This is a genomic window from Sporosarcina sp. QA0331 (assembly GCF_055808055.1).
Map to the genome: position 1 here is coordinate 1,252,040 of NZ_CM147850.1, position 12,620 is coordinate 1,264,659.

General features: G+C 42.5%; 17 protein-coding genes. 13 read left to right on the plus strand and 4 right to left on the minus strand.

Annotated features, from left to right (window positions below):
* Nucleotides 1–21: 21 nt before the first annotated feature.
* Nucleotides 22–321 (minus strand): hypothetical protein, encoded by a 300-nt coding sequence (locus tag AC0L13_RS06020; protein WP_473644970.1) that lies wholly within the window; start codon nucleotides 319–321, stop codon nucleotides 22–24.
* Nucleotides 322–383: 62 nt separating this feature from the next.
* Here AC0L13_RS06020 and AC0L13_RS06025 point away from each other — a divergent pair, with 62 nt between their 5' ends.
* The 3 genes from AC0L13_RS06025 to AC0L13_RS06035 are packed head-to-tail and all read left to right on the plus strand — an operon-like array spanning nucleotide 384 to nucleotide 2,077.
* Nucleotides 384–800, plus strand: a complete 417-nt coding sequence (locus tag AC0L13_RS06025) for an NUDIX hydrolase (protein WP_473644973.1) — start codon at nucleotides 384–386, stop codon at nucleotides 798–800.
* A complete protein-coding gene (locus tag AC0L13_RS06030; RefSeq protein ID WP_473644975.1) occupies nucleotides 800–1,597 on the plus strand; it encodes a class I SAM-dependent methyltransferase in 798 nt (265 codons plus the stop codon). The genes AC0L13_RS06025 and AC0L13_RS06030 overlap by 1 nt, the downstream gene beginning before the upstream one ends.
* 27 nt (nucleotides 1,598–1,624) lie before the next feature.
* Nucleotides 1,625–2,077: an NUDIX hydrolase gene (locus AC0L13_RS06035; RefSeq protein WP_473644977.1), complete on the plus strand. Its 453-nt coding sequence runs from the start codon at nucleotides 1,625–1,627 to the stop codon at nucleotides 2,075–2,077.
* Between the two features lie 182 nt (nucleotides 2,078–2,259).
* Here the strand turns inward: AC0L13_RS06035 and AC0L13_RS06040 are convergent, their stop codons facing one another.
* Nucleotides 2,260–2,703 carry a hypothetical protein gene (locus tag AC0L13_RS06040; RefSeq protein WP_473644980.1) on the minus strand — a complete coding sequence of 148 codons (444 nt, stop codon included), beginning with the start codon at nucleotides 2,701–2,703 and terminating at the stop codon, nucleotides 2,260–2,262.
* A 194-nt stretch (nucleotides 2,704–2,897) separates the two neighbouring features.
* On the opposite strand from AC0L13_RS06040, the gene AC0L13_RS06045 reads away from it, so the two are divergent.
* The 6 genes from AC0L13_RS06045 (at nucleotide 2,898) to AC0L13_RS06070 (ending at nucleotide 7,045) form a co-directional block, all read left to right on the plus strand.
* Complete coding sequence (locus AC0L13_RS06045; RefSeq protein ID WP_473644982.1) at nucleotides 2,898–3,377, plus strand: PaaI family thioesterase; 480 nt, start codon at nucleotides 2,898–2,900, stop codon at nucleotides 3,375–3,377.
* Nucleotides 3,378–3,455: 78 nt separating this feature from the next.
* Nucleotides 3,456–3,704: a hypothetical protein gene (locus tag AC0L13_RS06050; protein WP_473644984.1), complete on the plus strand. Its 249-nt coding sequence runs from the start codon at nucleotides 3,456–3,458 to the stop codon at nucleotides 3,702–3,704.
* A 2-nt stretch (nucleotides 3,705–3,706) separates the two neighbouring features.
* Nucleotides 3,707–4,093: a DnaJ family domain-containing protein gene (locus tag AC0L13_RS06055; RefSeq protein ID WP_473644986.1), complete on the plus strand. Its 387-nt coding sequence runs from the start codon at nucleotides 3,707–3,709 to the stop codon at nucleotides 4,091–4,093.
* 32 nt (nucleotides 4,094–4,125) lie between these two features.
* Nucleotides 4,126–5,334 carry a beta-N-acetylhexosaminidase gene (gene nagZ, locus AC0L13_RS06060; protein WP_473644988.1) on the plus strand — a complete coding sequence of 403 codons (1,209 nt, stop codon included), beginning with the start codon at nucleotides 4,126–4,128 and terminating at the stop codon, nucleotides 5,332–5,334.
* 65 nt (nucleotides 5,335–5,399) lie between these two features.
* The gene (locus tag AC0L13_RS06065) at nucleotides 5,400–5,705 is read left to right on the plus strand and encodes a magnetosome magnetite crystal formation protein family (RefSeq protein ID WP_473644990.1); all 306 of its coding nucleotides are present in this window, start codon (nucleotides 5,400–5,402) and stop codon (nucleotides 5,703–5,705) included.
* Between the two features lie 134 nt (nucleotides 5,706–5,839).
* Entirely contained in the window at nucleotides 5,840–7,045 is a 1,206-nt protein-coding gene (locus AC0L13_RS06070; protein ID WP_473646865.1) for a dicarboxylate/amino acid:cation symporter, read from the plus strand.
* Nucleotides 7,046–7,085: 40 nt separating this feature from the next.
* Here AC0L13_RS06070 and AC0L13_RS06075 read toward each other — a convergent pair whose 3' ends face one another.
* A complete protein-coding gene (locus AC0L13_RS06075; RefSeq protein ID WP_473644992.1) occupies nucleotides 7,086–7,319 on the minus strand; it encodes a YkuS family protein in 234 nt (77 codons plus the stop codon).
* 119 nt (nucleotides 7,320–7,438) lie between these two features.
* Nucleotides 7,439–7,822: a hypothetical protein gene (locus tag AC0L13_RS06080; protein WP_473644994.1), complete on the minus strand. Its 384-nt coding sequence runs from the start codon at nucleotides 7,820–7,822 to the stop codon at nucleotides 7,439–7,441.
* A gap of 224 nt (nucleotides 7,823–8,046) precedes the next feature.
* Here AC0L13_RS06080 and AC0L13_RS06085 point away from each other — a divergent pair, with 224 nt between their 5' ends.
* The 4 genes from AC0L13_RS06085 to AC0L13_RS06100 all read left to right on the plus strand — a co-directional run bounded on the left by AC0L13_RS06085 (nucleotide 8,047) and on the right by AC0L13_RS06100 (nucleotide 12,612).
* Nucleotides 8,047–9,216: an MFS transporter gene (locus AC0L13_RS06085; RefSeq protein ID WP_473646867.1), complete on the plus strand. Its 1,170-nt coding sequence runs from the start codon at nucleotides 8,047–8,049 to the stop codon at nucleotides 9,214–9,216.
* Nucleotides 9,217–9,368: 152 nt separating this feature from the next.
* On the plus strand, nucleotides 9,369–9,761 hold the full coding sequence (locus AC0L13_RS06090; protein WP_473644996.1) for a MarR family winged helix-turn-helix transcriptional regulator: 393 nt from the start codon (nucleotides 9,369–9,371) through the stop codon (nucleotides 9,759–9,761).
* Between the two features lie 19 nt (nucleotides 9,762–9,780).
* A complete protein-coding gene (locus AC0L13_RS06095; protein ID WP_473644998.1) occupies nucleotides 9,781–10,944 on the plus strand; it encodes an MFS transporter in 1,164 nt (387 codons plus the stop codon).
* Nucleotides 10,945–11,040: 96 nt separating this feature from the next.
* Complete coding sequence (locus tag AC0L13_RS06100; protein ID WP_473645001.1) at nucleotides 11,041–12,612, plus strand: BCCT family transporter; 1,572 nt, start codon at nucleotides 11,041–11,043, stop codon at nucleotides 12,610–12,612.
* Nucleotides 12,613–12,620: the final 8 nt, after the last annotated feature.

The following is a 12,620-nucleotide window of genomic DNA, read 5'->3' on the forward strand; positions in this document are numbered from 1 at the left end:
TATTTCTGTCATCTTATTTCTTCACTTGCTTTTCAGTCGTTCGATTTCATCTGCGATTACGAAGGCAAGATCTTCATTACCGAAAAGTTGGAGAACGTCGAGCATTGTTTCGTTGTCGATATAGATATCGTCGAATCCATCGTCGCTTTCGATAACTTCCTGTAAAGCGGCATTTTCCATTTGGTATGGATATGCTTTTTTATAGAGTGTATGTGGATCTAATTCATTGTTCGAGCACCATTGCACAAATAGACGAATCATGAGCGTTTCATCTTCCTTATATTTTTGGATGATTTGTTCATCGATATTTCTGAATTCCATTGTCCATCCCTCCGGTGATAAGCTATGATTCTTAGTATATACGAGCAGGGGGGAATTCAATAATGAATCGAGTAGATGTTGTATATTCTGTCATCCTAAAAAAGGGAAAAGTACTAATGGTGAAGAATAGGAAATATGATAATTGGACATTGCCCGGCGGGGGAGTGGAAAAAGGGGAGACATTGGAACAGGCGGCAAAGCGTGAAGTATGGGAGGAAACCGGGCTAAATGTGACGATTGGTAGATTGCTGAAGGTGAATGAGGCGTTCAGACAGAAGGAAAACAATCATGTATTGTTTTTCACATTTCTGGCGGAAGCAATGGAAGGGGAAGTAGCCATTCAAGATTCGGGCGGTATTTTAGATGTGGAATGGAAAGATCTTTCATTTGCGAATGAAGCCATGCCTTATTATGAAGGCGGGATTGAAGGACTGCTTGAAGCGTCGATCTCCTATCATTATCAAGGAGTGCAGGTTTGATGAACCAGCAGGAAATGAGCGAAAGAAATAAAATAGGGTGGAATCAAAACGCTTATGATGCATGGGTAGCACGGCATGGTTCACCTAAAGACTACGCAGATGTATTAAAGGAAGACCCGTCCAAAAAGGTCAGCTACTATTTGAACGGAATTGGGGATGTAGAAGGAAAAAGAGTCCTTAATTTACTTGGCTCAAAAGGAAATAAAGCAGTCTGCTTTGCGCTTCTTGGTGCAGACGTCACAGTAGTAGATCTATCCTCTGAAAACCAACGATACGCTATGGAGCTCGCAGAAGCGGCAGGGGTTTCGCTAACTTATATTGTCAAAGATGTTCTTGAATTAGCCGAAGAGGAAATGTCACCTTTCGATATCGTCATTCTTGAAATGGGAGTACTTCATTATTTTGTTGACCTACACCCGTTATTTCGGAAGGTTTCCAAGCTGATGAACGAATCGGGAATTTTTATCGTAAGAGATTATCATCCTTTCGTTTCAAAAACGCTGCGCGTTATAAATGGAGAAACTGTACTGGAAGGTGACTATTTTAGTGAGGGATATGTGGAGGTTGATGTAGCCTATTCGGCTCTTTTGCCAGAAAAAGCGCAAAACAAATTAGAGAAAAATGTAATTAGGCAGTGGATGCTATCTGAAGTGGTCAATGCTCTTGTTCTTTCTGATTTAAAGATAAGAAAAATGAAAGAGGACAAAGGCGTGTATTGGGCATTTCCAGCAGGTTCACCAGAAGGGATTAGCGAGAGGCTTCCTGGGACATTTACAATTATTGCGTCAATCGCATAAGTTTATTACGTAAAAGGGGAATGGGTCATGGGGTATATTGAGGAACTTAGAGAAACGGTCGGAAACCGGCCCTTATTGCTGACGGGTGTAGGCGTGGGCGTGTTCAATGAAAAAGGGGAAATTCTTCTGCAGAAAAATTTGGATGGTCGCTGGGGAATTCCAGGTGGATTCATGGAGCTCGGGGAATCTGCGGAAGAGGCTGGGCGAAGGGAAGTTCTTGAAGAGACGGGGATACAAACGGGACAGATGGAACTTGTAACCGTCGTTTCAGGCGCACAAACACATACCGTATTGAACAATGGCCACGAATATTATTCGGTGACAATTGTGTATGCAACGGATGATATTCGTGGCGGTGAACTGAAAGCTGACGGTGTTGAGACATCAGAAGTCGGGTTCTTTAATTTGCAGGAGCTGCCGGAAAACTTAAACCCGATGATACGGGCGATGATTCATCAATATGCTGCGAAACGAAAATGAGAGATGCATTAATTAGAACCTTTATGCGTGAATATAGCAGATTATGCGTGGATTTCTAGTTTTATGCGTTTTTCTGAGGTGTTATGCGCGTTTCATTCGAGTTATGAGTCTTTCTAACGGTTTATGCGTAATTATAGCAATTTATGCGTGAATACTTGCTTCTACTCACCGCCGATACAGGTTTATGATTTATTTGTGACGAAAAAGTGGACAATCCAGTCGACATCGAGTGGGCCGTCGACTATTTCATAATAGAGCAATGAATTTTCAACGATCAAATTCTCCGCAACGATGATTGTAACTGTTTTTCCGTCCGAATCCTCTAAGCTGATAGTGAATTCGTCAATATTATCATCTAGATTGATCTCTTCGGGCTTCAATTTCTTTACATGGTAGCTTTGCAGGAACTGAAGCAATTCGTCTACTTTATGTTCATCATGGATGCTCCACGTCTCAGCTGGGGAACCGTGCATCGTAGGCTTCGTGAAAGTGAGCGAACTGAAATCGGCATCCAATGTTTCAAAAAACTCATTGAAACTTTTTTCATTAAAATCATTGATAGTCTCGATCATTGCATACATTCCTCCGATTAGGAGTGCGATGAGCAAGAAAGCGCGCATTTTCATATCAATTCCTCCAGTCTTCGTTTGTATAGTATACGCAACGGTTGCTTATATGGAATAGTACTCATGCTATGATTCTGGAGGAAGATTCATTAATACGAATGCGATAGTTTATAAAATAGTTTTGCCTATCAGGCGAAGGAAAGATTAGTGTTATAATAGTATTCGAATAATAAAGAATATATGGAGGGTGAAAAATGACGAAAGTTGAAAATGCGATACAAGATTTCTATGCAGATGATTTTGCTTGGTGCTTCGGGTGCGGGCGGCTGAATGAGGATGGGTATCATTTTCGTACAGGCTGGGACGGCGAGAAAACGGTTACATATTATGAACCATTGGAAAAACATATGGCGATTCCGGGATTTGTTTACGGCGGATTAATTGCTTCGTTCGTTGATTGCCATGGAACGGGGTCTTGCGCGCTCGCATTGTATCGAAAGAATGGACATGAACCTGGTGACGACGCGGAAGTTCCTCGATTTGTCACTGCTTCTTTGAACGTGAATTATTTGAAGCCGACTCCACAAGGGAAAGTTTTGAAGGCGGTCGGAACGGTTGAAGAAATCCACCCGAAAAAATGGAAAGTTGACGTCGAAGTGTATGCGGATGATGTTATGTGCGCAACTGGGCAACTTGTCGGAGTTGTCGCGCCTGCAACGTTTACAGGAAAATAAGCAGCAAAAAGCGAAACTTTTATTGCATTTCTTTCGTAGCAGTAGAAACAATGTACAAGAAAGGAGAAGTGAGAAAAGATGCTATATGTTATGGGAATAGTTGCAATCGTCATGTGTGTGCCGATAACGGCCATCATCACCGATTACAAACGGAAGACGATGAAATTTAAAGCGGAAATGGTTCGGGAAGAAATCGAACTCGAAAAAATGAAGCAACAAAATTTCATCATTGAAACCGAAAAGATGAAACTTGAGTTGGAGCAAATGAAACTTGAATATACGTCTGGCAAAAATGATTTGATAAAAATCGACGAAAGAGTGGGATAAGAATGTCTGATAATTCGATGCCTCCATACAATGATCTGATCGGCGATATGTTAAAAAAACGTGAAAATGAAAACGGCATGGAGAATTTGAAAGGTTTCGGAAAACCGTTGTCGAAAGAGTATTTTTCTGGCGACACATTCCAGCACTTTCAAAAGATAGCTAAAGACGCTGGATATAAACCGCATTGGTTGAAATTGCAGCACGAAATTAGCGGCATGATCAATGAGTTGGCAGTACTTTCATCGAGCGGCGAACAGGGCACACTTCAAAAACGCGTCAATGAAATAAATGAAAAGATTGCTGAACATAACAGACATTGTCCTCCTCCAATGTTGAAAGGCCGTATATCACTTGATTCCTTAGATAGGGCGAAAGAAATTTGGAGTTAGCCCCGAGTCATCCGATGCGTCGAGGCTTAGGATTGTTCGTTTTTTGCTTCCTCTTTTTATTGGCGGGATGCAGTCCGGCGTCGCAAGAATCGAGTAAAGAACCTCCGCAGTTCAGCGAGAGGCCACAAATTTCAGATCAACCGGAAATCGTTCTCTCACAGGTAGATGCGTTGATGGAAGACATGACATTGGAAGAGAAGATCGGCCAATTGCTTATCGTCGGTATGAAAGGGAAGACGTACGGTGATGAGTTGGACCGTCTGATTCGTCAACATCATGTCGGGGGGATCATTTTATTAGGAAAAAATATATCGTATCCTGCAGGAATGCTGAAATTATTGAATGATAGCAAACAGGCAAATGCCGATTATAAAATTCCTTTGTTCATTTCGGTCGATGAAGAAGGAGGACGTGTATCCCGCTTGCCATCCAGCATGAAAAAATTGCCCGCAGCAGAATATTTTGGTCGTACGGGTGATGAAACGCTTGCTTATGAAACGGGCACATATCTCGCAGAACTGTTGCATGCCTTCGGTTATAACATGAACTATGCACCTGTGTTAGATGTCCATAGCAACCCGAAAAATCCTGTCATCGGTGACCGTTCATTTTCGTCCAATCCCGAGGAGGTCGCAGATTTAGGCATGGCAGTCATGCAAGGGATGACGGATAATGGTATTATTTCTGTCGTGAAACATTTCCCTGGGCATGGGGATACACATGTGGATTCCCATCTTTCATTACCAGTCATTGATAAGTCATTAGCGGAATTGCATGAAACCGAATTAATACCTTTTCAGCGGGCAATTGAGGAAAATGCAGATGTGATCATGGTGGCACATATTATGTTTCCAGAACTAGATGACATGTATCCTTCCTCTTTATCGAAAAAAATAATTACAGATTTACTTCGTGAGGAAATGAATTTTGAAGGTGTCGTCATTACAGACGATATGACGATGGGAGCAATCGTGAATGATTATACGGTTCCTGAAGCTGCAGTACAGTCTTTTCTTGCTGGAAGTGATCTGCTTTTGATTGCAGGCGATTATGAAAACCAGGTAGGTACACTCAATGCATTGATGGCTGCGGTGCAAGAAGGGAAAATATCTGAGGAGCGGATCGATGAAAGTGTGAAGCGGATATTGAGGCTAAAGGAACGGTATAAGCTGAAAGACGCTCTGATTGAAGAAATTGATGTAAAAATGATCGAACGGAAATTCAATGAATTATTAGGATGAAAGTGAAACTTCCTCCTTCGTTATCCGTAAAGTATAATATAGTAGAAAACAAGGAGGTACACAATATGGAAAATACAGGATTGAAAGTGTTGGTACATGCTAGCGCATTTTTCGCACCATTCCTTGTTCCGTTCATTATTTATTTGGTTGTGGATGATACAGAGGTAAAGAGAATATCCATTCAAGCGTTGTTGTTTCAATTAGTTATGGGCGCTTTAATTTTCATTTCAGCTATTTTGATCATATTCTTGATCGGCATACCGATGATAATCGTTTTCGGACTGATGACGATCATCGTACCGATATTAGGAATTGTGAAATCGTTGCAAGGTGAAACATACAATTATCCAATCGTCGGCAGATGGTTCTGATCTACCCCCCTTTTCGCGAAAGCGGTCTGGGGGCTTTTTTTATTCCCTTTTTCATTCATGTTATGAGTGGAGTTTGTATATGTTGGTAGTAGCAATTGTACGTACAAATTTCAAGAAAGGGGAGAAACATGAAGATCAAATTTAATCTTGTTACGCAAATTTTTATCGCCTTTGTGTTAGCCATTATTTTAGGCAGTATGTTCGGCAGTTCCATTGATTTTCTTAAGCCATTTGGGGATTTATTTTTAAGGTTAATTAAATTCATCATCGCTCCGCTCATTTTATCCACATTGGTCGTCGGTGTTGCCGGCACGTCCGATCCAAAGCAGCTTGGAAGAATCGGTATCAAGACAGTCATCTATTATTTAGCGACTACTGCCATCGCCATCATTATCGGTCTTGCCATCGCTTTCCTAATTTCGCCGGGTAAAGGCTTATCGATTTCATCGGACGGCTTGGTCGCTCCAGAATCCGCTACGCAAGAGCCACAAAGTGCCATCACGACAATATTGAATATCGTTCCGGATAATCCATTTACCGCCTTGGCGACAGGAAACATTTTGCAAATCATCTTCTTTGCCTTATTTATCGGGCTAGCCATCACGTTAGTCGGAGAAAAAGCGCGTCCCGTCTATACGTTTTTTGAAGGGTTCGCCGAAGTTATGTACAAAATTACAGGGATTGTCATGAAAGTTGCGCCAATCGGCATTTTAGGTTTACTTGCCCCAGTTATCGGACAATATGGTCTATCGGTTCTTTTACCGCTCGTCAAAGTGATATTAGCAGTTTACATCGCTTGTATTTTACATGCCGTCATCGTTTATTCGACAGCGGTTAAAACATTTGCAGGTATGAGTCCGAAAAGGTTTTTCAAAGGGATTTCTCCAGCAGCACTTGTCGCTTTCAGTACTTGCAGCAGCTCGGGGACATTGCCTGTGACAATTAAAAACACGAACGAAAATCTCGGTGTCCCAAATAAAATATCAAGCTTTGTCCTTCCGCTCGGTGCTACTGTCAATATGGACGGTACGGCTATCTACCAAGGAGTTGCCGTTGTTTTCATCGCTCAATTTTTCAATTTGGAATTGTCGTTCCTTCAATTGCTGACGGTCGTCCTCATAACCATTTTGGCATCGATAGGGACAGCCGGCGTCCCTGGAGCTGGTATGATCATGCTAGCGATGGTGTTGACATCTGTAAATATGCCGCTTGAAGGAATCGCATTAATTGCCGGCATCGATAGGGTGCTTGATATGATGAGGACATCAGTGAATATTGTCGGCGATGCATCAGCTGCCGTCGTCGTTGCGGGAACGGAAAAAGTATTGGATAGTGAATAAAAAGTGAAAGACCGGAATCCGTAAAGGACTCCGGTCTTTATTAGCGTTGGAGGCGTTGTTCAACTTCAATTACGACATCTTGAACGGACATTCCGTGAATGCTGACGACTGGAAAATCGAATTGATCGACGTTCACATCGCCAATCGCACGTACGACGCCGATGTCATAGCCGTTCAGATTTTCATCACTTTCAAACATTTTCACATCATGCCCTTTTTCCTCCAATGCTACTTTCACATCGTCAAATGGGTTTTCTACTGCAATTTTCGCCATTTTAGACACCTCCGCTTTAGTAAAGTGATTCCGTTCTTTGTTTTCCCGGAATTGTCTCTACTAAACACGTAGATTAATATACAAGAGCTCTTCTACCTTCCACAGGGGCTTTCATTATTTCACTCTCGCGAAGCTTCGTTCACTCCGCTATTTTCATTCCTCGGTTTCCTAAAGCCTACGAAAGCATCGATAACTGTTGTGATGATTGATGCAAGACCCACTCCCATAATGATCAAATGGACTTGAGGGATAATATCATCAGGTGATCTTTGAAACACCTCCGCCAGGACATCGGCAATATGAGGCAAGATGATCGATGGATTGAGAAGAAGGAAAATAATAAGGATTGTCCAAGCGACATTAATGATGAGATTGCCGTAAGCCAGCCTTCTTGTCCAATTGGGGGATAATGATTTGTAAGAGGCCAGAACGATTTCCATCGTGAGCAACAGTAGTGTTACTGGAAACAAAGTCATCAGTGAAACATTGCCGAAGGCTGTCATTTCAACTTCAATCCTTTCAAATGCTAGTACTGTGTAATCTACCCGGAAATCGCGCGTTTTAAAACGGTCGGCTGCGTGGAAATATGATTTTGGCAGATTCTTAACATTCGCACTTTCGATTGCTGTATACTGGACATATTGTTCAAATTAATTAATAAAGAGTGGGGATTTCGTTGACATCTAGTAAACAGACACAAAATCCAGCCAACCCGGTTTATCCGATCATGTTTGCGATCGGGGCATGCCATTTGCTGAATGATACGCTTCAAGCGGTCATACCGGCGATGTTTCCGGTGTTGGAAAAGGAAAGAGGTTTAAGTTTTACACAGCTCGGATACATCTTTTTTGCGTTGAATATGGTTGCATCTGTCCTGCAGCCTGTCGTCGGCTATTTCAGCGATAGGAAGCCGATGCCCTATGCACTTCCTATTGGTATGACATTCTCGCTCATTGGAATGGCGGGTTTGGCAATCGCGCCAAGCTATTGGCTCATTCTCCTGTCGGTCATCATATTGGGGCTTGGCTCCGCGGTATTCCATCCGGAAGGCTCGAGGGTGTCCTTCCTTGCAGCGGGGACGAAAAGGGGGCTTTCCCAGTCGATTTACCAAGTCGGGGGAAACTCAGGACAAGCATTGGCACCGCTGATCAGCGCATTCGTTTTAGTGCCGCTTGGGCAAAAGGGGGCAGCTGTTTTCATTGCAGTGGCGGCTCTCGGGATTTTCATCTTGTCCAAGATTTCAGCTTGGTACAAACGCCAGCTGGAATTAGATAAAAAGAACAATCGTAAAAAAGTGTTGCTTTCTTCAATTGGCGATTTGACAAAAAAACAAATCAGGATTGCGCTCGCTTTATTGTTGACAATTATTTTTGCCCGTTCCTTTTACGTTACGAATGTCACTAGTTTTTACATTTTTTACTTGATGGATGGCTATGGATTGAAGATTGAGCAAGGCCAGCTATACATATTCATTTTCATGGCACTTGGTGCTGCTGGCACATTTTTCGGTGGACCGTGGGCAGACCGGTTTGGAAGGAAAAATATAATTGTATTGTCGTTATTAGTCCCATTGCCTCTCTGTCTTTTGCTCCCGCACGCTCCGCTTTGGGCGGTTGGGGTATTGCTCGTAGCGATTGGGTTCTTTATCATGCTTAGCTTCACTGTTACAGTTATTTATGCGCAAGAGCTTGTACCGACCAAAATTGGGACGATGGCCGGTTTGACGGTTGGCTTGGCGTTTGGAATGGGAGCGATTGGTGCTGTTGTAATCGGGAATTTGATGGATTCGATCGGCATCTTCCCAACGATGGTCATCGCCTCTTTCCTTCCATTCATAGGACTTGTAGGACTTGCTCTGCCAAAAGATCGAAAAATTACGTCGCCTACCGCTCAATAATAGAAAAAAGTTTTACCGTTTGAATGGATTGACATAGAAATACTAATGCTTAAGGCTGCCGATCAGTTGGCGGTCTTTTTTGATGACTTTACAGGAAAGTCAAATAGGCGTATACTTTATTAGTTACCTAAGTAAACAATGAGGTGTTGAAAATGAATCCATTAATTCATGAGTTGTTTCAGCGATCACGTTTATTGAGCAAGGAGCTGAACCAAGCACTGAAAGAACATGGTCTGTTTGCCGCGCAATGGACAGTTATTTACTCTGTTTATCAACATGGTGAGATGACATTAACGCAAATATGGAAATACTTAAATGTAGAGGCACCAACTATTACACGGACTGTCAATCGATTAGAGGAAATGGGCTGGCTTGTGACGCGTGAAGGGAAGGATAGGCGCGAAAAAAATGTCAGCTTGACAGAGAATGCGATTTTGCAGCTTTCCGATATTAAAAAGACAATCATTCGGTTTGAGGAGCAAAGTTTGAAAGGTCTTTCGAAGGAAGAGGAAAAGCTTCTCATGGAATTATTGAAAAAAATATAAGTTAAAGGAGAATGATTCTTTGAATAATAAAGAACCTATTTGGACGAAGCCGTTTATTAGTTTGTTCTTGACAAATTTATCTGTTTTTATTGTGTTTTATGGCTTAGTCTCGACTTTACCGCTTTACGCAAAAGATGCGCTGAGCAGGACGGACGAAGAAGCAGGCCTGTTAATGACAATCTTTTTAATTTCCGCTATTATCGTGCGTCCGTTTACTGGAAAACTGCTCGATATAGTCGGGAAACGAAAAATGCTGTTAGTCAGCTTATTCTTCTACCTCATTTGCACGATCCTCTATTATTTCATTACACCATTCGGAGGCTTGCTTGCCTTACGTTTCTTCCAAGGTGTTTGGTTCAGCATTGTAACAACGGCGGCAGGTTCACTCGCCGCGGATATCGTCCCGCCAACGAGGAGAGGGGCAGGGCTTGGCTACTTTGTTATGTCGACGAATTTGGCGGTCGTTATTGGACCATTCATTGCCCTTTTCGTTATCCAAACATATTCCTACGATGCATTGTTCATCTTAATGAGTATCCTTATGATTATCGGGGCGGTCGTGGCTCTTCTTATTCCGAAAATGGATAAAGCGCCAGTTGAAACGAAGACAAAAGGTTTTACATGGAACGACTTGTTCGAGAAAAAAGCGTTGCCGATTGCATTTTTGGCGAGTGTAATTGCATTTTCCTATGCCAGTGTCCTTTCCTATTTGTCGATCTATGCGCAAGAGAAAGGCTTATTGCCGCTCGCGAGTTTCTTTTTTGTCGTCTTTGCAGCAGTTATGCTCATTACTCGACCATTCACTGGTAGAATTTTTGATGAAAAAGGACCGGCATATATTTTGATACCTGGATTCCTATGCTTCTTCTTCGGTTTGTTCATCTTATCTTTCATGGATTCCGCGGTATTATTTTTAATTGCTGGAGCGTTTGTCGGGCTCGGCTATGGAGCGCTTGTACCGAGTATGCAGACGCTCGCAATCCAGTCGACGTCCCATCAAAGAAGCGGGTATGCGACTGCGACATTCTTTACTTTATTCGACTCAGGGCTCGCTGTCGGATCGTATGTGTTAGGATTTATCGCAGTTCAAATGGGATACAGGAATGTATATTTGATATCTGCCCTTCTTGTGCTTGCAGTTTTAGCTTTATATGGTTTGATTATCCGAAAACGGCGAAGTTGAAAAACATCGCCGTTTTTCATTTTTTGAATTGTACGTTACGATAATACAATTTAGGGTATAGACTCTGTAACTATGTTTATGGGAGTCGATTTTGTTTTGGACAGAAAGTTTTGGAAGAATCCGGTGTTTTCGATATCGGCAGTCGCTATATTAGTGCTTGTCATCCTAGGAGCTGTCGTTCCAGTTCCGTTTGGGGAGGTTGCAGGGCAATTATACGGTTTTACGACTGCGAAGTTCGGTTGGTTTTATTTATTAACAGTTTTCATTATCGTTGTATTTTTAATTGGATTAGCAATTAGTAAATTCGGTGCGATACGTTTAGGAGGGGACGAGGAAAGGCCCGACTATCCATTTTTCACTTGGATTGGCATGCTATTCTCAGCTGGATTTGGAGTCGGACTCGTTTTCTGGGGAGTCGCGGAACCGATGAGCCATTATTTCACTTCTCCTCTTACAGGTGTCGAGCCACAATCTGAGGAGGCAGCACGCATTGCAATGGGCTATTCGTTCTTCCATTGGGGAATTTCGCAATGGAGCATTTTTGGTATTGTAGGGCTTGTTATCGGGTTCCTTCAATTTCGAAAAAGGAAGGATGGTTTAATTTCTACAGCGCTGGAACCATTGGTCGGTACGAATCGGCATTTAAAGACAGGCATCGATTCATTCGCCGTCATTGCTACGGTTATGGGAATTGCAACATCGCTTGGCATGGGTGTGTTGCAGATGAGTGGCGGTCTGGAGTACGTATTTCATATTCATACAAAGAATACGTTTTGGATCCAGTTGATCATTATTTTAATCGTATTTGTCGCCTATATGCTTTCAGCCTCAAGCGGTTTGAATAAAGGAATTGCGTATTTAGGAAACTTCAATTTAGCGATGGCCATCGCATTACTTATCTTTTTCTTTTTCGTCGGCCCGAAAGTTTTTATTTTGGAAGGCTTCACATTGGCAATAGGGGATTACATAAATAACTTCATTCGATACAGTTTGCGGCTGCAACCTTATCAAGGCGGAACCTGGGTTAGGGAATGGACGATCTTCTACTGGGCATGGACGATAGCATGGTCGCCATTCGTTGGAGCATTTGTTGCGAGAGTATCGAGAGGCCGTACGATCCGGGAGTTTATTGCCGGAGTGATGATTATTCCTCCTGTTTTCGCTTGTATGTGGATTGCGACATTGGGCGGGACAGCATTATATAGCGATTTGAATAATGGGACGCAGATCGCCGAGGCGGTAGATGCGGACGTCACTTCCGCTATATTTGAAACACTCAACCATTTGCCGTTTACTGGTGTTGTTTCATTTTTATCCATTGTACTCATTTTTACATTCTTAATAACATCTGCAGATTCTGCGACTTATATATTGGCAAGTATGACGACGAAAGGGAGCTTGTTTCCTCCTCTTATCGTCAAGATGATTTGGGGCTTTCTCATGTCTGCGATTGCGGCAGTATTACTTTACGCGGGCGGGCTGGAGGCTTTGCAATCAGCATCTCTTGTTTCTGCACTGCCGTTTACTCTATTTCTCATTTTACTCATTTTTTCTTTAGGTAAGTTGTTGAGGAAGGAGCCGATTACGGTGAGGCCGACTGATATTAGACGCTTTGAGAAGATTGAGAGGGAAGTGAAAAAGAAGGCGAAGCGCAAGGAGCGGAAATGAAAAAAGTG